Here is a 19624-nt window from a genome sequence, read left to right as displayed (position 1 = left end):
GGTCGTCGTGGGGTCGGCACCCCGGCCGGAGTGTCGTCGCTGAAAGCGACTAAACTGGACAAAGTGCTCTGCGGTGCGAACCCGCAGGGCAACGGCACCGTGCGAGCGAAGTCCGGTGCGGGACCGGCCCGGCCGGCCCGCGAACCCGGCGCTGCCCCGCAACTGTGAGACCCGCCGGCGGGCGGGCGAGCCAGGTCGCCTCCGCGGTGCCGCGGCCTACTGTCCTCGCGGGAGGGCGGACCGCACCGCGCTGCGCGCGGGCTCCGCCTCTCTGCCGCGCCCACCGATACCCCCGAAGGAGTCCCGTGCCAAGCGCACGCCGCCTGCCGGCAGCCCTGCTGCTGGCGGCACTCACGCTCTCCGCCTGCGGCGGCCAGCAGAGCTCCGGCCAGGACCCCCCCGCCTCCGGCGGCGAGAACGGCTTCCCCGTCACAGTCGAGGACGCCTCCGGAGAGGTCACGCTCGAATCCGCCCCGCAGCGCATCGTCTCGCTGTCGCCCACGGCCACCGAGATGCTCTTCGCCGTCGGCGCCGGGGACGAGGTCGTCGCGGCCGACGAGTACTCGAACCACCCTGAAGAGGCCCCCACCACCGACCTGTCCGGTTTCACCCCGAGCGTCGAGGCCGTCAGCGAGCACGACCCCGACCTGGTGGTGCTCGCACGCGACGCCCAGGAGGCCGCCGAACAGCTTCGCAAGCTGGACGTCCCGGTGCTGCTGATCCCCTCGGCCACCACCCTGGGGGAGGCCTACGGCCAGATGCGCATGCTCGGCAGGGCCACCGGCCACCCCGGCAAGGGCGACGAGGTCGCCGACCGGGTGGAGTCGCAGGTGGACGAGATCGTCGAGCAGACCGCCGAGGAGGTCGGCGACGCCGACCTGAGCATCTACCACGAGCTTGACGAGGGCATGTACTCGGCCACCTCCGACACGTTCATCGGCCAGGTCTACGACCGCTTCGGCGTGCGGAACATCGCCGACTCCGCCGAGGGCGCAGCCGGGGGATACCCCGAGCTGTCCCCGGAGTACGTCGTCGAGCAGAACCCGGACCTGATCTTCCTGGCCTACGGAGGCGAGGGCGCGGTGCGGGCCGTGGGCCAGCGACCCGCCTTCGACGAGGTCGCGGCCGTGCGCAACGACGACGTCATCCGGCTCGACCCCGACATCTCGTCCCGTTGGGGGCCGCGCGTGGTCGGTCTGGCCGAAAGCGTCGCCGAGGCCCTGACCGCCGCCGCCCAGGAGGGGTAGCGCGGGTGCACACGAAGCGGGCGGCCTGGGTGTGGCCGCCGCTCGGGCTGGCGCTGCTGGCCGTCAGCGTGCTGCTGGGCGTGGCCGCCGGCGCCGCGTCCATCGGCCCGCTCGACATCGCCGGGGCGCTGCTGGGGCGGCTGCCGTTCACCTCGTTCGACTCGCCGCTGAGCGCGCTCCAGGAGGCGGTGCTCGTCGAGCTGCGGCTGCCCCGCGTCGTGGTGGGCGCGCTGGTCGGCGGGCTGCTGGCCAGCGCCGGCGCCGCCTACCAGGGCGTCTTCCGCAATCCGCTGGCCGACCCGTTCCTGCTGGGAGCGGCCGGAGGCGCGGGCTTGGGCGCGACCCTCGTGCTGGCCTACGGTCCCCAGCTGCTGGACTCGCCGCGCGCCCTGGTGCCGGTGGCGGCCTTCGTCGGCGCGCTGGCGGGGGTGGCCGCCGCCTACGCACTGGGCACCGTCGCCGGCGGCAGCGGCACGACCACGCTGGTGCTGGCCGGAGTGGCCGTATCGTCGTTCCTGTCGGCCGGGCAGAACCTCGTGCAGATGATCCGGGTCGAGGACCTGCGCCTCATCTACGCCTGGATGATGGGCGGGCTCGGCCGCGGCGGCTGGGACGACGTGGCGATGATCGCGCCCTATGCCGCGGTGAGCGTTCTGGTGCTGATGGGCTGCGGGTACCTGCTCGACCTGCTGGCCCTGGGCGACGAGAAGGCGCTCAGCCTGGGGCTGAACGCCACGGGCGCGAGGATCCTGGTGATCGCCGCTGCCTCGCTGGCCACCGCTGCGGCGGTGTCGGTCAGCGGGCTGATCGGGTTCGTCGGCATCGTCGTACCGCACATCGTCCGGCGCCTGGTGGGCACCGGCTACCGGATGATCCTTCCCATGTCGCTGCTGACCGGCGCCGCGTTCCTGATCCTGGTGGACATCGCCGCCCGCACCCTGATCGCGCCCGCCGAACTCCCGCTGGGCGTGGTGACGGCGTTCCTGGGCGCCCCGTTCTTCGTGTTCATCCTGCGGACGACACGCAACAGAGCCGGCTGAGACACCGGCGCGTGACCTGATCGCGAGGGGTGGTCTGGGAGACTGGAGGCCGTTGTGGCTCCTCCCCGGTCCGAGGCTAGAGCGCGGCATCGGCTTCCAGGGCGCACACACACGCTAGGAGACAGATGGACTACACGATCTTCGCCGTAATCATCTTCGTCGTCGCCCTCCTGGTGGTCGGCGGCGCGTTCCTGATCCGGCCGCGGCGCACGGAGGCCCCGCCGGAGCCCCCGGCCGGTGAGCGCGAAGGCGGCGCGGCGGGTACGGCGACGGCGGAGCCCGGTGAGGAGACCGGGGAGAGCGGGCACGCCCCAGGCGCCGCCGCGTTGGCCGAAGCCGAGGCGCCCGCCGCACCGGAGATCGAGACCCCGCCGCCGTCGGCCGGGCGGCTGGTGCGGCTGCGCGCCCGCCTCGCGCGCTCGCAGAACGCCTTCGGCCAGGGCCTGCTGAGCCTGCTGTCGGCGGACAAGCTCGACGAGTCCGCGTGGGAGGAGATCGAGGACACGCTGATCACCGCCGACGTCGGCGTGACCTCGGCGGCGCAGATCGTCGACAGCCTGCGCACCAAGGTGAAGGTGCTGGGCAGCCGCACGCCCGAGGAGGTGCGGGGCCTGCTGCGCGAGGAGCTGCTCGCCCAGATCGGGACGGACCAGGACCGGGCCGTGCACACCGAACCGCATCCCGGCGGGCCCGCGGTCGTCGTGGTCGTCGGTGTCAACGGCACCGGCAAGACCACCACGACCGGAAAGCTCGCCCGGGTGCTGGTGGGAGACGGACGCATCGTGGTGCTGGGCGCGGCCGATACCTTCCGCGCCGCCGCGGCCGACCAGCTGGAGACCTGGGGCTCGCGCGTCGGCGCTCCCGTCGTGCGCAGGGACGAGGGGGCCGATCCGGCGAGCGTGGCCTTCGAGGCGGTCTCGCGCGGCATGGACGACGGGGCCGACACGGTCATCGTCGACACCGCGGGCCGCCTGCACACCAAGACCGGGCTGATGGACGAGCTCGGCAAGGTCAAGCGCGTCATCGAGAAGAAGACCCCGGTCGACGACGTGCTGCTGGTGCTGGACGCCACCACCGGGCAGAACGGCCTGCGCCAGGCGCGGGTCTTCGCCGAGGTGGTCAACATCTCCGGAATCGTGCTCACCAAGCTCGACGGCACCGCCAAGGGCGGCATCGTGATCCAGGTCCAGCGCGAGCTGGGCGTGCCGGTCAAGCTCGTCGGCCTGGGCGAGGGCCCCGACGACCTGGCGCCCTTCGACCCCGAGGCGTTCGTCGACGCGATCCTCGAAGACGGCTCGGACGGCGCCCGGACCGGGTAGCGGTGCCCGTGCTGCCCGGCGGCCCGGGACATCCCCCGGCCGCCGGGCAGCCCGTTCCAGTGCCCGGCGTGCCTGCGGCGGTGCCGCTACACCAGCACGTCGCGCCGGGCGAACACCGCGGTGCCCAGCGCCGCCAGGAACAGCGGGATCGCCACCAGCACCGCCGTGTACCCGGCGTCGACGCCGTTGACCAGCGGTTCGGGGTCGAGCGCGTAGTAGAACGGCGAGAGGAACCGCAGCCACTCCAGCTCCTCCTGCTGCAGGGCGAAGGTGTTGCCCAGATAGCCCACCACCGCGAGCACCGCGGCACCGCCGATCGCGTAGGACCTCCGGCCGGTGATCGCGCCGACGGCCAGCGCCACCGCCCCGTAGCTGAATCCGATCAGCGCCGTGGCCAGTGCCGCAGCGGCGAGCCTCGCCGCCGGGATGTCGAGGTCGAGAGCAGGTCCCAGCGCCACCAGCACCACCCAGACGGTGGCGCCCAGCAGCGCGACGAACACCGCCAGCGCGGCGAAGCGCTGCAGGACCACCCGGTAGCGGCTGACAGGGTGGGCCAGGACCAGCTCCAGGCCGCCCTCTTCCTCCTCGCCGGCCACGGCGCGGGTGCCGACGGCGATCGCGGCGATGGTGACCAGTATCGGCGTCAGCAGGCCGAACACGGTGCTGCCCAGGTAGCCCTCGGCCGTGGACAAGTCGCTCCAGCCCATGGACTCGGCGAGCTGGGGCATCTGCTCGACGAAGGCCCGCATCGCCTCGTCGGTCTCGCGCATCGAGGGCCAGAACGAGCTGTAGAGCGCTGTAACGGCGGCCACGCCGATCATCCAGCCGATGATGCCGCGCCGGCTGTCCATCAGGAACCTGCCGAAGACGTCATGCAGCAGCATCGGAGCCCTCCTCCTGCGGCCCCGTGCCGCGGCCGTTGTTGTAGTGGGTGAAGAACAGCTCTTCCAGGTCGGGCTCTTCGCTGGTGAGCCCGAGCACCGTATGCGCCGCCGCCGCCTTGACCAGCGCGTCGGGACTTCCTTCGACCGTGCAGGTCAGGGTGCTGCCGTCCGCGGACGCGTCGCGCACGTGGTCCAGCCGGGCGAAGTCCTCGGCGTCGACCGGCGCGGCGAAGGTCAGCGTGACACGGCGCAGCGCCCGCTCCCGCAGGTCGTCCATGTCCTCCAGCGCCACGATCCGTCCGGCGCGGATGACCGCCGCCTGGTCGGCGACGTCCTGGACCTCGCTGAGGACGTGCGAGGACATGAAGACCGTGCGGCCGTCCTCGCGGACCTCGCGCACCAGGTTCAAGAACTCCTGCTGCAGCAGCGGGTCCAGGCCGCTCGTGGGCTCGTCGAGGATCAGCAGCCGCGGCCGGTGCATGAACGCCTGCACCAGGCCGACCTTCTGCTTGTTCCCCTTGGACAGGCCGCGCACCGGCCGGTTCAGGTCCAGGTCGAAGCGCTCCGCCAGCGCGTCGATGGCGCGCCGGTCGACGCCGCCGCGCAGGTGGCCCAGGAACGCCAGCAGCTCCCGGGCCGGGCGCCTGCTGGTCATGGGAAGTTCCCCCGGCAGGTAGCCGATGTCGCGGCGCAGCCGCACCCCGTCGCGGCGGGGGTCACCGCCCAGTACAGCGACCTCGCCCGCGTCGCGGCGGATGAGGTCCAGCAGAACCCGGATCGTGGTGGTCTTTCCGGCCCCGTTGGGACCGAGGAAGCCGAACACGTCGCCCTCCGCGACGCTCAGGTCGACTCCCGACAGGGCGCGGTGGCGCCCGTAGCTCTTGGTCAGCCGTCTGCAGCTGATGACCGGTAGGGGAGGTGCGGTCATGGCATGTCTCGATTCTGCGCTGGACACCGGTTCCCGGCTCGGACGCCGGGACGCCGGATGGTCGTACTCGTGCCGGCGCTCGGGCAGCGGTACGTGAGCCCTCGGACCCCGCCGCCGGTGCGCGGCGCGCAGCCGAGCGGTGGCATTTGCCGCACCCCGTCGGCGGGCGCCGCGCGGCCGGTCCGCCGACGGGGTGCACGGTGTGCGCTGTACGCGCTGGAACGCCGGTGCGGGCCGCAGCGAACGGGCGCCGCCCTTGGCCCGGTGCGGTCCCTGCTGCGGTCAGCGGCAGGCGGCGCCCGCAGGCGCCGCGCCGGAGGATCGACCCGTGGCCGGAGTGCACGCCCGGGAGAGGACGCGGCGCCTCGGGGCACCGCGCCGTGCGCGTCAGATCGGACGCGCCGCGCTTCCCGCGTGCACGGGGGCCGGCACAAGGGCCGCCGGGACGCGGCCGGCCGTCCCCGACGGCGCCGCGTACCTCGCTGCGGTGCCCGCTGGCGGGTCCCGCGGACTCTCTTCGGCCTTGAGCATCGCTCTTCGCGTCCGTTCGAGCGGCTGGATGTGCGCAACGCCACCATTCCCCACCGCACGCCGCTTCAGCCGGGACCTAGCGCGTTCTTAACGGCGGTTCTCACGCAGACGCGCGCCGCGCGTGCGCGCGCCGTAACGGCAACGGCGCTCCACGACCGTAATGAGCTGTCTGTTCACCATCCCGTAACACATCCGCGCATCTCTTCACGCCGGTGCAACACACCCGGCTGCGCCGGGAAACACGCGGATCCGAAAGTGGCGGTCGTGGTGATCTTCGCCGAGCCCGACGACGTGCTCGCCGATCCATCCCTCGGACGAACGCAATCCCCCGCCCGATCTATGGAGGCGACACAATGGAAGGCATCGACAGCGGCACCACGGCGTGGCTGCTGATCTCCTCCGCGCTGGTCATGCTGATGACGCCCGGCCTGGCGTTCTTCTACGGAGGCATGTCGCGGGCCAAGAGCGTGCTGAACATGATGCTGATGAGCTTCGCGAGCATCGCCGTCGTCAGCGTGGTCTGGGTGGTCGTCGGATACTCCCTGGCCTACGACACGGCCGGCCCGCTGGTCGGCGGCCTCGGATTCCTCGGGGTCACCGGGCTCATCAGCGACGTCGACGGCGGTATCCCGGTGCTGCTCGACGTCGCATTCCAGATGATGTTCGCGGTCATCACCGTGGCCCTTATCAGCGGCGCGATCGCCGACCGCGCGAAGTTCGGCGCCTGGCTGCTCTTCGTACCGCTCTGGTCGGTGCTGGTGTACTCGCCGGTGGCCTACTGGGTGTGGGGCGACGGCTGGATCGGCGGCCTGGAGATCGGCGGCTACGGCGTCGTCGATTTCGCCGGCGGCACCGCGGTCCACATCAACGCCGGCGCGGCCGCGCTCGCGCTCACCTTCGTGCTGGGCCGCCGCAAGGGCTTCGGTTCGGAGTCCATGCGCCCGCACAACCTGCCCTTCGTGCTTCTGGGTGCGGCCCTGCTGTGGTTCGGCTGGTTCGGCTTCAACGCCGGCTCCGCCTACGCCGCCGACGGCACCGCCGCGCTTGCCCTGCTCAACACCCAGGTCGCAACGGCCGCCGCCACCGGGGCGTGGATGCTGGTCGAGCGCATCCGCTACGGCAAGGCCACCGCGCTGGGCTTCGCCTCCGGCGCCATCGCCGGCCTGGTGGCCATCACCCCGGCCGCGGCCGACCTCACCCCGCTGGGCTCGGTCGCCCTGGGTCTGATCGCCGGCGCCGTCTGCGCCTACGCCATCAGCTGGAAGTACAAGTTCAAGTACGACGACGCCCTGGACGTGGTCGGCATCCACATGGTCGGCGGCATCATCGGCTCGCTGCTGATCGGCCTGCTGGCCGCTTCCTCCGCGAGCGGCTCGGCGGGGCTCCTCTACGGCGGGAACGCAGGCCTGCTGGCTGTGCAGTCGATCGGCGTGGTGGGCGTCCTGGTCTACTCGTTCGTCGTCACTTTCGTCATCGCCAAGATCATCGACCTGGCCATGGGCTTCCGCATCCCGGAGCACGTCGAGACCAACGGGCTCGACGCCGAGCTGCACGCCGAGACCGCCTACGCCTTCGACGAACTCGACGACGAGTTCGAAGGCGCCGAGCCCTCCTCGCCGACGCCTCCGGGCGAGGAGGTGGCCTCACAGCAGGCCCGGTCCTGATTCCGGCTCAACGTCGAGGCGGTGCGGCCGAGCCAGACGATATGCGGTGAGGCGACAGCCGGGCCGGCGGGGAACCTTCCCCGTCGGCCCAGGCGTGTGCGCCCGGCGTGGATCGGCTCACCCGCGCCGGGGTGGGAAATGAAGGGGGCGCGGCGCGCGCCCCCCGCGCACGCCGGGCTCCGCGGCCGGGACCGGCCACTTCGCTATGATCGGCGAGAGGTCGGCGCCGCTTCGCCGCCCCGGCGGGTTGGGTACGCTTGTGCCGCAACCAGGAGGGCGCCGGATCCTGCGCCGCGGCCCCTGCCCGCCTCCCGCGCAGTCCCGAGCCCTCCTGCGAGTACGTGCCCGGAGCCGAATCGGCGGCCCGCGCGTCCCATCCATTCAGGCCAGTTCCGCAGACACACGTGCACCCCACCCCAGGGGGCAGGAGGCAAGATGTCGCCGGTTCAACCCACCACACGTCGATCGCGTGGACTCCTGACGTCCGCCGCGGCGGCGGCCGCTGTCGTGATCGGCGCGTCCGGTTGCTCCATCGACCTCAGCGAGTTCCGCCCGGGCGGCGGCGAGGAGCCCTCGCCCTCGCCCACCCCGGTCGACGCGGCCCCACTGCTGGAGTCGGCGCTGGACACCCTGCGCGACCAGCCCGCCGTGGCGGTCCAAGGACAGGTCTCCGAGACCGAGAACAGCGTGGTCAGCGACGTGTCGCTGACCACCACCAGCGGAGGCACCACCAGCGGCACGGTGCAGACCAACGAGAACGAAGCCGAGGTCATGCAGGCCGACGGCAAGCTCTTCGCCAGCGCGCCCAGCGAGTTCTGGCTCGATAAGAGCATCGCCAACCCCGACTCCGACGAGTACGACGGCAGTTGGGTGCGCATCAGCGGCGGCCAGCTCGGCATCGACCCGGCCGCCGCGCTCGCGCCGGAGGCGCTGGCCGACATCCTCGGCGACATGGCCCCCAGCGGCGGCAAGGCAAAGCTGGAGAACCTCGACGGCACCACCGCCTACCGGGTCGACCTGCAGGGCAGCGGCAACAGCAGGGTCTGGATCGGCGAGGAGTCCGGCGAGCTGCTGCGCGCCGAGGTCGAGGAGCTCATGCCCGAGGGCGCCGAATCCGGGCCGCGCACCCGGCTGGACTTCACCGCCCCCGAGACCGGCGACGTCCAGACGCTCTACGAGGACGCGCTCACCGTGGCTGAGGACGAGCTGAAGGGCGCGCCCGACGCGCGCATGCCCGTCAACTGGAAGGAGCAGCTGAGCCTGGACTGCGAGACCGGAGGCGCCTGCACCGTCTCCGGCACGGTCAAGGACGACTCTTCCTCCACCGACAACGGCGACGACCTGAGCGTCACCGTGCGCATGGACGCCAAGGTGTCCAACGACGAGCTCGGCTCCAAGAAGTGCGACGACTCCGGGACGCTGAAGTCGGGCGGCACCGTCGACCTCTCCTGCGGCGTCGACTTCAGCCTCGCCCCCAGCTCCTCTCCGGTGAGTTACGAGATGAGCGGCGACGCCCAGCTGTCCACGAGCGCGCTCAGCGGCGACGCGCGCAGCGGGCTGGTCTCCGCCATCGAGGAGGAGCGCGACGCCGCCGCCGACGGCTCCCCGTCGGCCGGCGCCTCGGAGTCCCCAGCCGCCGAGGAGTCCGCCGGCGACTGATCGCCGACCGGGCGCTGCGAACGCGCTCCCGCCGGGGCGCGCGCGGCGCGTCCCGGCAGGTAACCTAGGAAGCCACTCCCAAGACGAAGGACTGGCCACACTCGTGTTCGAGACGCTTTCCGACCGGCTGACCTCGGTCTTCTCCTCGCTGCGCGGCAAGGGGCGGTTGTCCGAGGAGGACATCAACGCGACCGCGCGGGAGATCCGTCTCGCGCTGCTGGAGGCCGATGTAGCGCTGCCCGTGGTCCGTGCGTTCATCGCGCGGATCAAGGAGCGCGCCCAGGGAGCCGAGGTCTCCAAGGCGCTGAATCCGGCGCAGCAGGTCATCAAGATCGTCAACGACGAGCTCATCGAGATTCTCGGCGGCGAGACCCGCGAGATCCGCTTCGCCAAGACCCCCCCGACCGTCATCATGCTGGCCGGTCTGCAGGGTTCCGGTAAGACCACGCTGGCGGGCAAGCTCGGGCGCTGGCTGGCGGGCGAACGCAACACACCGCTGCTGGTGGCCGCCGACCTCCAGCGCCCCAACGCCGTCACCCAGCTGCAGGTCGTGGGCGAGCGTGCCGGGGTGCCCGTGTTCGCTCCCGAGCCCGGCAACGGCGTGGGCGACCCCGTCGAGGTGGCTCGGGCCTCGATCGAGCAGGCCGAGCACAACAACCACAACATCGTCATCATCGACACCGCCGGCCGCCTGGGCATCGACAGCGAGATGATGCAGCAGGCCGCCGACATCCGCGACGCGGTCAGCCCCGACGAGGTCCTGTTCGTCGTGGACGCGATGATCGGCCAGGACGCGGTGAACACCGCGCAGGCGTTCCTCGACGGCGTGGGCTATGACGGGGTGGCGCTGACCAAGCTCGACGGCGACGCCCGCGGCGGCGCCGCGCTGTCGATTCGGCACGTCACCGGTCGGCCGATCATGTTCGCCTCCACCGGCGAGAAGCTGGAGGACTTCGACCTCTTCCATCCCGACCGGATGGCCTCGCGCATCCTCGACATGGGCGACATGCTCACTCTGATCGAGCAGGCGCAGCGCACGTTCGAAGAGGACGAGGTCGCCCAGATGGCCAGCACGCTGGCCTCCGACGACGACTTCACCCTCGACGACTTCCTGCAGCAGATGGGCATGCTGCGGAAGATGGGGCCCATCAGCAACCTGCTCGGCATGATGCCGGGCATGGCGCAGATGCGCGACCAGATCAGCGGTGTCGACGAGAAGGACCTCGACCGCGTCACCGCGATCATCCGGTCGATGACCCCTGCCGAGCGCGGCAACCCCAAGATGATCAACGGTTCGCGGCGCCTGCGTATCGCCAACGGTTCGGGTACCCAGGTCAGTGACGTCAACGGGCTGGTCACCCGCTTCTTCGAGGCGCAGAAGATGATGCGCCAGATGAAGAACAGCGGGGGCATGCCCGGGATGCCCGGGATGCCCGGCGGAGGCGGTAACCGCAAGAAGGCCAAGGCCCAGGCGAAGAAGACCAAGAAGGGCAAGCAGCGCAGCGGCAACCCGCTCAAGGCCAAGGAGCAGGAGGCCGAGCGCCAGGCCGAGCGCGAGCGCCGCCGCGAAGAGGGGGGCGACCAGCAGGCGCCGCCGCAGCTGCCGCCCGGCCTGGGCGGCGGCGGCCAGCTGCCCCCGGGGCTCGGCGGCGGGTCCATGCCCGACCTCTCGAACTTCAAGCTGCCCAAGAAGTAGGCGCCACACTGACGGAGAGGTAGCACAGAACCGCCCCGCGACCGGCGCCGAGCCGGCCGCGGGGCGTATTCTCGGCGGCCCCGGTCGACTGCGTGGCCGACCGCGCCGGGGATGAGACGCCTCTCATGCGATCGGGACCCGCCGAACGCATCCGTGAAGCGCACCGCGCACCCCGGGGTCTGGCACAATGGGTTAACGACTAACGGTGTTGCGGGCCGGCCCTCTAACTAGCCCGGGCACCTAACGTCCCCGCCTGAACACTCCGCCGCATCCCCACGCGGCGCGATGACGGGCACTCGCATCGCAACTGGGAGATACCACACCCGTGGCTGTCAAGATCAAGCTCAAGCGTATGGGGAAGATCCGTGCGCCGCAGTACCGAATCGTCGTCGCCGACGCCCGTACCAAGCGCGATGGCCGAGCCATCGAGGAGATCGGGAAGTACCACCCGAAGGAGGAGCCGAGCTTCATCGAGGTGAACTCGGAGCGGGCGCAGCACTGGCTTTCTGTGGGGGCGCAGCCCACCGGTCCGGTCATGAACATCCTGAAGCTGACCGGTGACTGGCAGCGGTTCAAGGGGCTTCCTGAGCCGGCGCCGATCAAGGTCGCCGAGCCCAAGGACAAGGAAGCCGAGGAAGCCGCGTTCCAGGCCGTCCTCAAGGAGCTCGTGCTTCCGGACAACGAGTCCACCAAGGGCGGCGGGAAGTCCAAGAAGTCCTCCGGCTCGGAGAAGAAGTCCGAGAAGGCCGAGAAGACCGAGGCCGCCGGCGACAACACGACCACGGAGCCTGAGGGCGAGGCCTGACGTGCTGGAAGAGGCGCTTGAGCACCTGGTTCGGGGCATCGTCGTGAACTCCGACGATGTCCAGGTGAGAGCCCGCAGGCTCCGCAAGGGCAAGGTGCTCGAAGTCCGGGTCCATCCCGACGACCTCGGGAAGGTCATCGGCCGCAACGGGCGCACCGCCAAGGCGCTGCGCACCGTCGTCGGCTCGCTCGCGGGTGGTCGCTACGTCCGCGTCGACCTGCTGGACCTGAACGAAGTGCGCTGAGCGCCGGCCCCGGCCGCGACCGTACGCCCGCACGGGCGGTCCGGTCGCGGCCGGGGCCTCCGCGCCGTTCCGCCGGAGCGGCGCGGCGCTGTCGTGTGCGCGGCCTCTCGCCGCGCGCCCATGAACGCAGGAGGACGATGCGTCTCGTAGTCGGCCGGATCGGCCGCGCCCACGGGATCCGCGGCGATGTGGCCGTGGACGTGCGCACCGACGACCCCGAGTCGCGCTTCGCGCCCGGGTCCCTCTTGCAGACCGACTCCGCGGGCACCGGTCCCCTCACCGTCGCGTCGGCGCGCCGGCACTCCGGTCGTCTGCTGGTCCGGTTCACGGGGGTCGGCGACCGGACCGCCGCCGAAGGGCTGCGCGGGACCACCCTGCTGGTCGAGTCCGAGGACCTGCCGCCGGTGGAGGACCCCGACGAGTTCAGCGACCACGAGCTCATCGGCCTGCGCGCCGAGACCGCTGAAGGCGCCGCGGTGGGCACCGTCGCCGACGTGCTGCACAACGCCCAGGACGTCCTCGTGATCACGCGCGCGGACGGGCCCGAGGTGCTGGTGCCCTTCGTCCGCGACCTCGTGCCCGAGGTGGACACCGGCTCCGGCCGCCTGGTGATCGACCCGCCGCCCGGCCTGCTGGAACTGGGCGGCTGACCGCCCGCACGAGCGCACCCCCGCGCTCCACAGCGGCGGAGCCAGGCCCGCGCCGCATATCCCGCATCCCGCACCCTCTCCAGCCGCCCGTATCCGGACCACAACCGCACCGCCGGCGGTCGCTCGCCGGACCCGCTGCCGGGAGCCCTCGCACACCCATGCGCATCGACATCATCACGATCTTCCCCGACTACTTCGCGCCGCTGGAGCTGTCGCTCATCGGCAAGGCGCGCGCGGCGGGCATTCTCGACATCCGACTGCACGACCTGCGGTCCTGGACCCGCGACCGGCACAATACGGTCGACGACACCCCCTACGGCGGCGGCCCGGGCATGGTCATGAAGCCCGAGCCCTGGGGCGAGGCCCTGGACACGGTGACCGGCGGCGCCGATGCCCCGCCCCGGCTGGTGCTGCCTACCCCCAGCGGCACCCCCTTTACGCAGGAGCGTGCCAAGCGGCTGTCGGAGGAGCCGTGGCTGGTCTTCGCCTGCGGGCGCTACGAGGGCATCGACGCCCGGGTGGTGGCCGACGCCGGGCGGCGTATGCCCGTGGACGAGATGAGCATCGGCGACTACGTGCTGGCCGGGGGCGAGTCGGCCACGACGGTCATCGTCGAGACCGTGTCGCGGCTGCTTCCCGGAGTGCTGGGCAATGCGGAGTCTGCGGTGCAGGACTCGTTCGCCGCCGGAGCGATGGAGAACCTGCTGGAGGGCCCCGTCTACACCAAACCGGCGCACTGGCGCGACCAGGAGGTGCCGCCGGTGCTGCTGTCGGGAGACCACGGGGCGGTGGACCGCTGGCGGCGCCATGAGGCGCTGCGCAAGACGGCGCGCAACCGGCCCGAGCTGCTCCGGGAGTTGGCCGCCCGGCGCCTGGGCGAGCTGGAGCGCAGCGACCGCGAGCTGCTGCTGGAGCTGCTGGAGCAGTTGCCTCCGCAGTAGCGGGGGACCGGCCCGCGGTCCGGTGCGTCGGTGTGCCGACGGCCGGGGCCGCCTCCCGGGGTGCCTCGGCGGGCGTGCCTGCAGAGCACGGCTGCCGCGTCCGCCGGGCGCCGGAACCACTGCGCAGCTCCGGTGCAGGCCCCGCTCCGCGGATGCCCAGGGCACCGGGCCCGGGGATCGGTTACAAACCGGGTCCCAACGTGTGGCAGACTGGGGGAGTTGCCCCTGTCGTCGCGCGTTGTTCGCATGCCGCCGTCTCATTGCTCGCGCCCGCGCAGACCCGGCAGAGGCTCACACGTAAGACCCCAGCAGCAGATCCGCCCGCGCGAACCGCACTGTCCGTCGCCGCGGCGCGCAATCGATGAGGAAACGCTGAGATGCACACCGCTATTCAGGAAATTGAGAAGGCCCAACTGCGCTCGGACATTCCCGATTTCCGCCCGGGCGACACGCTGAACGTGCACGTGCGCGTCACCGAGGGGAACCGCTCGCGTGTCCAGGTCTTCAAGGGTGTCGTGATCCGGCGCCAGGGAGCCGCCAACCGCGAGACGTTCACCGTCCGCAAGATCAGCTACGGCGTGGGCGTGGAGCGCACCTTCCCGGTGCACAGTCCGGTGATCGAGAAGATCGAGATCGTCTCCCGCGGCCGTGTCCGCCGGGCCAAGCTGTACTACCTGCGCAACCTGCGCGGCAAGGCCGCCCGCATCCCCGAGCGCCGCTAGGCCGTTCTGTCGCGGATCGATTACGCGGCGTATCGCATCTCGGCTGTGGCTTAACCGACACGGAGCGCCGCGCTCGGATAGGCTTCGGTTCCGATGACCAAAGAAGATTCGGCCTCCGGTGCGGTGATCGACGCTGTCGGTCCCACCGGCGGGACCCGGTCCGACCGCTCTGGCTCCCCCGCGCATCAGCGCGGGGGAGCCAGAGTCGTGTCGGGCCGGTGTCCACGAGGCGGCCGGTGCACGTGGTGAGGCCGACGCGGCCGAGAGCGGGGGTTCGATGAACGCCAAGAGGGAGAGCACGGACGAGAAGGCAGAGAAGTCGGGGTCCTTCTGGAAGGAGCTCCCGATCCTGATCGCCATCGCGCTCGTCTTGGCCTTCGTCATCCGGACCTGGATCGCCCAGCCCTTTTACATCCCCTCAGGGTCGATGGAGAACACGCTGCTCATCGGCGACCGCGTGATCGTGAACAAGCTGGTGTACCAGGTGCGCGAGATCAAGCGCGGCGAGGTCGTCGTGTTCAACGGCGAGGGGTCCTGGGACGAAGGGCCCTCCATGGTCCAGCCCGAGGAGTCGGCCAACCCCGTGGCCCGCGCGTTCACCTGGGTCGGCCAGCAGTTCGGGCTCGCCCCCAACGGCCGCGACTACATCAAGCGTGTCATCGGAGTGCCCGGCGACACCGTGGAGTGCTGCGACGAGCAGAACCGCGTCCTGGTCAACGGCGAACCGCTGCAGGAGAAGCCCTACCTCTTCCCCGACAGCATCCCGAGTCACCGGGCGTTCGGTCCGGTCGAGGTGCCCGAGGACCACGTGTGGGTGATGGGCGACCACCGGGGGGTCTCGCGCGACTCCCGCGAGCACCAGAACGAGCCCGGTGGCGGTGCCGTACCCACGGACCACGTGGTGGGGCGCGCGTCGGTGATCGTCTGGCCCGTCGACCGCTGGTCCACGCTGCCCCGGCCGGACACCTTCGAGGCGCTGGACGACGCCCTCGCCGAGAACGCCGGCGCCGACGAGGGAGCAGGCCAGGGGGCCGGCAAGGGCTCCGGCCCGGCGGCCGATGCGGGATGACACGCGCGGGCCGCGCTCGCGCCCCCGCGGGCGGCCGCCAGGACCGGGTCGGGGCGCGGGCGGCACTGCGCTGCCGGGGCCGCCGGAGGTCGCCCAGTGCGCTTCCGAACGGTTGACACGTGCCGCATCATGGTTCTGTAGTCGATCGATCAACGCGGGAACGGGTTCCCGCGAGACCCCATAGGCGAAGGGGGCCGGGCCGCTCAACCGGGACTGCACGACGAAAGCGAGCGCGAAATGAGTTCTGAGGACCTGGAGAAGTACGAGGCCGAGATGGAGCTGCAGCTCTATCGCGAGTACCGCGACGTCGTCGGCCTTTTCAGCTACGTGGTCGAGACCGAGCGCCGGTTCTACCTCACCAACCACGTGGACCTGCAGCCGCGCAGCACTGAGAACGGCGAGATGTACTTCGAGGTCACAATGGAGGACGCCTGGGTCTGGGACATGTACCGCCCGGCCAGGTTCGTCCGAAACGTGCGCGTGGTGACGTTCAAGGACGTCAACGTCGAGGAGATCACCAAGTCCGATCTAGAGGTCCCAGCAACGGGCAAGCCGCAGTAACCGGGCCCCGTCCCGCCGCCCCAGCCGGTCGGGACCACAGTCATCGCCGCCGGGCGGCGCCACGAGCGCCCCCGGCGGCATTCGTATGCCCACCAGGTGCGATGCCCGGGGCAGCCCGGGCCCCGCGTCCGGAGCATCCCCTCCTACCCGCGACCGCGGACGCCCGCGGTGCGCCGCCAGCCCGACGGGCCGCGTTCGACGAATCCGGCGGCGGCGAGCAGGCCCAGACTGCTCAGGGCGGAGTCGAGTCCCAGGCCCGCCGTCTCGGCGACGGATGCCGTCCCTGCACAGGTGCGGTGGGGTACCGCGGCCAGGACTCTGCGGGAGGTGTCGTCGAGGGAGCCGGGGTCGAGCGCGGTACCGCCTTCGTCGGTGCGCAGGTCGGCGCCGATCCGCCCCACCTGCTCCACCACGTCGTCGGTGTCGGTGACGCAGACGGCGGCGCCGTCGCGGAGCAGTCGGTGGCAGCCCGCCGACAGCGCCGAGGTGACCGGGCCCGGTACGGCCATGACGGTCCGATGCAGCTCCTGCCCGTGGCGCGCGGTGTTGAGGGCGCCGCTGCGCAGTCCGGCCTCGACGACTACCGTTCCGGGGGTGAGCGCGGCGATGATCCTGTTGCGTACGAGGAATCCGTGCTTGCTGGGCGGGGTTCCGGGCGGGTGCTCACTGACGAGCGCGCCGCGCGCTGCGATGTCGGCGAAAAGGCCCTCGTTGCCGCGCGGATAGGCGAGGTCGAGACCGCAGGCGAGAACGGCCACCGCGGAGGCGGCGGCGGCGAGACTGCCGCGGTGGGCTGCGGAGTCGATTCCGTATGCGCCCCCGGACACGACCGCCCACGAGCGTCGGCCCAAACCCCATGCGAGGTCGGCCGCCACGTGCATGCCGTAGGCGGTCGCGGCCCGCGCACCCACCACCGCCACCGAACGCAGGCACGCGTGCCGCAGGTCGTGGGCGCCGCGGACCCACAGTGCGTAGGGGCGCCGCCGCCCGAGCTGGTCGAGCTGGGTAGGCCAGCCGGGATCACCCGGAACGACCAGTCGGCTGCCGAAGTCGGCCGTCGCGGCCAGCAGGGCATCGGGGTCGATCCGGCCGGCGCGGTCGCGCCAGCGCGCGGACCGCCGTGCGACGGTGTCGGGGCGCGCGCCCGGCGGCGGCTGCGGTGCCTCGCCGTCACGCAGAGCTCGCCAGACCGCGGCGGCGCCGTGCTCGTCGAGCAGCGCACCCATGGCGGCGTCGCCGGGATCGGCCACGGCGGTCAGACACGCCCGCGCCGAGGCGTCGTCGCCGACCGGGGCCGGGCGGGGACCGGACTCCGACGGCGGGGCGTGCTGCCCGGGTTCCGGCGGCTCGGACGGGGAACCGGAACAGCTCATGGTCGCGGCGGCGGCGCTGCCCTCGGCAAGACGCCGCCTTCCTCCCTTCGAGGTGGATGGGTGCAGGGTGGTGCGGAGTCCGGCTGTGCCGGTCGGCCTACTGGACGCGGCCGGTCCATAGCGCGTAGGCGTAGGCGGTGTCCTCCGCTGCGGGTTCGCGGTCGCCGAGATCGGCGACGGTCCAGGCGACGCGGAGCGCGCGGTCGAGCCCGCGGGCGCTGATCTCGCCGCGCTCAAGGGCGGCCGCGAGGATGCGCAGGGCGTCGGGAGGTACGGGGAAGTGCCGTCGGAGTTCGGCGCCCGGGACCTCCGCGTTGGTGCTCCACGGGGTGCCCGCCAGTCGGGCGGCGGAGCGTTCGCGGGCTCGGGCGACCCGTTTCGCGACGGTGGCCGAGGACTCGGCGTAGGCGCGGTCGGCGAGGAGTTCGGCGTGGGCGACGGGCTGGAGCTCGACCTTGAGGTCGACCCGGTCCAGCAGCGGCCCGGAGAGCCGGGCCAGGTAGCGGCGCCGCTGGACGGACGTGCAGGTGCAGGCGGTTCCGGCCTTGCCGCAGGGGCACGGATTGGCGGCGAGAACGAGGAGGAACCGGGCGGGGAAGCGCACGGTGGCGGCCGAGCGCGCGACGACGACCTCGCCGGTCTCCAGCGGTTGGCGCAGCGAGTCGAGGACGCCGCGGGCGAACTCGGGTGCTTCGTCGAGGAACAGTGCGCCGCGGTGGGCCAGCGAAACGCATCCGGGGCGCAACCGCGTGCTGCCTCCGCCGACGATCGCGGCCCGGGTGGCGGTGTGGTGGGGTGCGCAGAACGGCGGATCGACCACCAGCGGCGACCGGTCGGGCAGGGTTCCCGCCACGGAGTGGACCGCCGTGACTTCGATGGACTCCGCCGAGGCAAGCCGGGGCAGGACGGTGGGCAGGCGTTCGGCGAGCAGGCTCTTCCCGGTGCCGGGTGGACCGACCATCATCAGGTGGTGGCCGCCGGCCGCGGCGATCTCCAGCGCGCGGCGGGCGACCGGCTGCCCCAGTACGTCGGAGAGGTCGGGCTTGCGGGCGGCCTCGGAGGAATCGGTGTCGTCGGTCTGCGGCTTCGGGCCGGGGTCGTCGCCGGGAGGGTCTTCGGCGACCGATTCACCGCGCAGCCGCGCGAGGAGCTCGCCCAGAGAGGCGACCGCCATCACCGACACCCCCGGCACCAGCGCGGCTTCAGCGGCGTTGCCGCGCGCCACGACGAAGGTGGTGTGCCCGCTGCGGACCCCGGCCAGGACCGCGGGGAGTACGCCGCTGACCGGACGCGTGCGGCCGTCGAGGGCGAGTTCCGCCAGCACGACGGCGGTGCGCAGCGACTCCGGCGGCACGGCGCCCTCGGCCGCCAGGACGGCGGCGGCGATCGCGAGGTCGAAACCGCTGCCGCGCTTGGGCAGGCTGGCCGGCGACAGGCTGACGGTGATGTGCCCTTCCGGCCAGTGCTCCCCGGAGTTGACCACGGCGGCCCGGATCCGGTCGCGCGCCTCGCGCAGCGCGGTGTCGGGCAGGCCGACGAGGGTGAGTCCGGCCGCACCGTCGCCGAGGTGGGCCTCGATCTCGACGATGTGGCCGTCGATGCCGATCAGGGCCATGGAGCGCGTCCGGGCGAGCGCCATCACGCCACCCCCTCATGGTGACGGACGCAGACGCGGTCACCGGTGAGGACGAGCACGCACACGGCGTCGATCCGGATGGGCCTGCCGGCCGCCCCGTGGGTGGCGGCCCACCGCCGTGCCAGTCTGCGCAGCCGCCGCCTCTTGGACTCGGTGACCGCCTCCAGCGGCGAACCGAATCGCAGACCGGTTCGGGTCTTGACCTCGGCGACGACGATGGTGGCCCCCTGGCCCGCGACGATGTCGATCTCGCCCTCCGCGCAGCGCCAGTTGCGCGCGAGAATGCGCAGCCCGCCGCGTGCCAGGTAGGCCGCGGCCACGTCTTCGCCCCGCGTGCCGAGCGTGGATCTGCGCCCACCCGGCGTGGACGGGGCAGTGGGAGTGTCGACTCGGTCGCGGCGAGGGCAGGGGCGCAGGGCGCGGCGGAAGGAGCTCATGCTCCTAGCCTGGTCAGTCGGCGGCCGCCGTTCCACGCCGATTTCCGGGCTGTGGACAACCGGCGGCGAGCGAACACAGCGCGGAGTCGAGCCCTGCGAGCGTGTCGGGGGCGGGCGCTCCCTGCGGTGTCGTTCTCCGCGGCGTCCCGGATAGATCGGCCTTACTCGGGTGAAAGGGTTGCGGTGAGGGGGCCCGGTGTTCCAGGTTGGCGCTGACA

Annotated in this window: 18 protein-coding genes; 13 read left to right on the top strand and 5 right to left on the bottom strand. The window is 72.1% G+C overall.

All coding sequences use genetic code 11. The features are described from left to right. Positions 1 to 305: 305 nt before the first annotated feature. The 3 genes from RM446_RS21360 (at position 306) to ftsY (ending at position 3606) form a co-directional block, all read left to right on the top strand. Entirely contained in the window at positions 306 to 1247 is a 942-nt protein-coding gene (locus RM446_RS21360) for an ABC transporter substrate-binding protein (RefSeq protein WP_311547174.1), read from the top strand. Between the two features lie 5 nt (positions 1248 to 1252). Then, positions 1253 to 2287: a FecCD family ABC transporter permease gene (locus tag RM446_RS21355; RefSeq protein WP_311547173.1), complete on the top strand. Its 1035-nt coding sequence runs from the start codon at positions 1253 to 1255 to the stop codon at positions 2285 to 2287. Positions 2288 to 2412: 125 nt separating this feature from the next. Continuing rightward, positions 2413 to 3606, top strand: a complete 1194-nt coding sequence (gene ftsY / locus RM446_RS21350) for a signal recognition particle-docking protein FtsY (protein WP_311547172.1) — start codon at positions 2413 to 2415, stop codon at positions 3604 to 3606. Between the two features lie 86 nt (positions 3607 to 3692). Here the strand turns inward: ftsY and RM446_RS21345 are convergent, their stop codons facing one another. Beyond that, the gene (locus RM446_RS21345) at positions 3693 to 4490 is read right to left on the bottom strand and encodes an ABC transporter permease subunit (protein WP_311547171.1); all 798 of its coding nucleotides are present in this window, start codon (positions 4488 to 4490) and stop codon (positions 3693 to 3695) included. After that, positions 4477 to 5418, bottom strand: coding sequence for an ABC transporter ATP-binding protein (locus tag RM446_RS21340; RefSeq protein WP_311547170.1), 942 nt, complete (start codon positions 5416 to 5418; stop codon positions 4477 to 4479). The genes RM446_RS21345 and RM446_RS21340 overlap by 14 nt, the downstream gene beginning before the upstream one ends. Before the next feature lie 884 nt (positions 5419 to 6302). On the opposite strand from RM446_RS21340, the gene RM446_RS21335 reads away from it, so the two are divergent. From RM446_RS21335 to RM446_RS21290, 10 genes are all read left to right on the top strand, one after another. Next, on the top strand, positions 6303 to 7613 hold the full coding sequence (locus RM446_RS21335; protein WP_311547169.1) for an ammonium transporter: 1311 nt from the start codon (positions 6303 to 6305) through the stop codon (positions 7611 to 7613). Positions 7614 to 8048: 435 nt separating this feature from the next. Continuing rightward, positions 8049 to 9272: a hypothetical protein gene (locus tag RM446_RS21330; RefSeq protein ID WP_311547168.1), complete on the top strand. Its 1224-nt coding sequence runs from the start codon at positions 8049 to 8051 to the stop codon at positions 9270 to 9272. A gap of 103 nt (positions 9273 to 9375) precedes the next feature. Further along, positions 9376 to 10968 (top strand): signal recognition particle protein, encoded by a 1593-nt coding sequence (gene ffh / locus RM446_RS21325; protein WP_311547167.1) that lies wholly within the window; start codon positions 9376 to 9378, stop codon positions 10966 to 10968. A 325-nt stretch (positions 10969 to 11293) separates the two neighbouring features. Further along, a complete protein-coding gene (rpsP, locus tag RM446_RS21320; RefSeq protein ID WP_311547166.1) occupies positions 11294 to 11773 on the top strand; it encodes a 30S ribosomal protein S16 in 480 nt (159 codons plus the stop codon). A gap of 1 nt (position 11774) precedes the next feature. Further along, the gene (locus RM446_RS21315; protein WP_179769298.1) at positions 11775 to 12017 is read left to right on the top strand and encodes an RNA-binding protein; all 243 of its coding nucleotides are present in this window, start codon (positions 11775 to 11777) and stop codon (positions 12015 to 12017) included. Between the two features lie 137 nt (positions 12018 to 12154). After that, on the top strand, positions 12155 to 12667 hold the full coding sequence (gene rimM, locus RM446_RS21310) for a ribosome maturation factor RimM (protein WP_311547165.1): 513 nt from the start codon (positions 12155 to 12157) through the stop codon (positions 12665 to 12667). 158 nt (positions 12668 to 12825) lie between these two features. Next, entirely contained in the window at positions 12826 to 13608 is a 783-nt protein-coding gene (gene trmD / locus RM446_RS21305; RefSeq protein WP_311547164.1) for a tRNA (guanosine(37)-N1)-methyltransferase TrmD, read from the top strand. Positions 13609 to 13985: 377 nt separating this feature from the next. Then, positions 13986 to 14330, top strand: a complete 345-nt coding sequence (gene rplS, locus RM446_RS21300) for a 50S ribosomal protein L19 (RefSeq protein WP_311547163.1) — start codon at positions 13986 to 13988, stop codon at positions 14328 to 14330. Positions 14331 to 14607: 277 nt separating this feature from the next. Further along, on the top strand, positions 14608 to 15399 hold the full coding sequence (lepB, locus tag RM446_RS21295; RefSeq protein WP_311547162.1) for a signal peptidase I: 792 nt from the start codon (positions 14608 to 14610) through the stop codon (positions 15397 to 15399). Positions 15400 to 15636: 237 nt separating this feature from the next. Next, a complete protein-coding gene (locus RM446_RS21290) occupies positions 15637 to 15960 on the top strand; it encodes a DUF2469 domain-containing protein (protein ID WP_131099733.1) in 324 nt (107 codons plus the stop codon). A 143-nt stretch (positions 15961 to 16103) separates the two neighbouring features. Here the strand turns inward: RM446_RS21290 and dprA are convergent, their stop codons facing one another. The 3 genes from dprA to RM446_RS21275 form a co-directional block, all read right to left on the bottom strand. After that, positions 16104 to 17333 (bottom strand): DNA-processing protein DprA, encoded by a 1230-nt coding sequence (gene dprA, locus RM446_RS21285; protein ID WP_398695639.1) that lies wholly within the window; start codon positions 17331 to 17333, stop codon positions 16104 to 16106. A gap of 97 nt (positions 17334 to 17430) precedes the next feature. Continuing rightward, positions 17431 to 18972, bottom strand: coding sequence for a YifB family Mg chelatase-like AAA ATPase (locus tag RM446_RS21280; RefSeq protein ID WP_311547161.1), 1542 nt, complete (start codon positions 18970 to 18972; stop codon positions 17431 to 17433). After that, positions 18972 to 19406 (bottom strand): YraN family protein, encoded by a 435-nt coding sequence (locus tag RM446_RS21275; RefSeq protein WP_311547160.1) that lies wholly within the window; start codon positions 19404 to 19406, stop codon positions 18972 to 18974. The genes RM446_RS21280 and RM446_RS21275 overlap by 1 nt, the downstream gene beginning before the upstream one ends. Positions 19407 to 19624: the final 218 nt, after the last annotated feature.

Source organism: Streptomonospora wellingtoniae (assembly GCF_031845375.1).
Lineage (GTDB): Bacteria > Actinomycetota > Actinomycetes > Streptosporangiales > Streptosporangiaceae > Streptomonospora > Streptomonospora wellingtoniae.
Note: the sequence above shows the minus strand (reverse complement) of the source record. Positions and strands in the feature narration are given on the sequence as shown.

Excerpts from the sequence above, each read along its gene's own strand:
- RM446_RS21280 (WP_311547161.1), bottom strand. The coding sequence starts at position 18,972 with ATGGCGCTCGCCCGGACGCGCTCCATGGCCCTGATCGGCATCGACGGC.
- rimM (WP_311547165.1), top strand. The coding sequence starts at position 12,155 with ATGCGTCTCGTAGTCGGCCGGATCGGCCGCGCCCACGGGATCCGCGGC.
- RM446_RS21345 (WP_311547171.1), bottom strand. The coding sequence starts at position 4,490 with ATGCTGCTGCATGACGTCTTCGGCAGGTTCCTGATGGACAGCCGGCGC.
- RM446_RS21340 (WP_311547170.1), bottom strand. The coding sequence starts at position 5,418 with ATGACCGCACCTCCCCTACCGGTCATCAGCTGCAGACGGCTGACCAAG.
- trmD (WP_311547164.1), top strand. The coding sequence starts at position 12,826 with ATGCGCATCGACATCATCACGATCTTCCCCGACTACTTCGCGCCGCTG.
- rplS (WP_311547163.1), top strand. The coding sequence starts at position 13,986 with ATGCACACCGCTATTCAGGAAATTGAGAAGGCCCAACTGCGCTCGGAC.
- RM446_RS21335 (WP_311547169.1), top strand. The coding sequence starts at position 6,303 with ATGGAAGGCATCGACAGCGGCACCACGGCGTGGCTGCTGATCTCCTCC.
- RM446_RS21275 (WP_311547160.1), bottom strand. The coding sequence starts at position 19,406 with ATGAGCTCCTTCCGCCGCGCCCTGCGCCCCTGCCCTCGCCGCGACCGA.
- dprA (WP_398695639.1), bottom strand. The coding sequence starts at position 17,333 with ATGAGCTGTTCCGGTTCCCCGTCCGAGCCGCCGGAACCCGGGCAGCAC.
- RM446_RS21290 (WP_131099733.1), top strand. The coding sequence starts at position 15,637 with ATGAGTTCTGAGGACCTGGAGAAGTACGAGGCCGAGATGGAGCTGCAG.
- ftsY (WP_311547172.1), top strand. The coding sequence starts at position 2,413 with ATGGACTACACGATCTTCGCCGTAATCATCTTCGTCGTCGCCCTCCTG.
- RM446_RS21330 (WP_311547168.1), top strand. The coding sequence starts at position 8,049 with ATGTCGCCGGTTCAACCCACCACACGTCGATCGCGTGGACTCCTGACG.
- lepB (WP_311547162.1), top strand. The coding sequence starts at position 14,608 with ATGAACGCCAAGAGGGAGAGCACGGACGAGAAGGCAGAGAAGTCGGGG.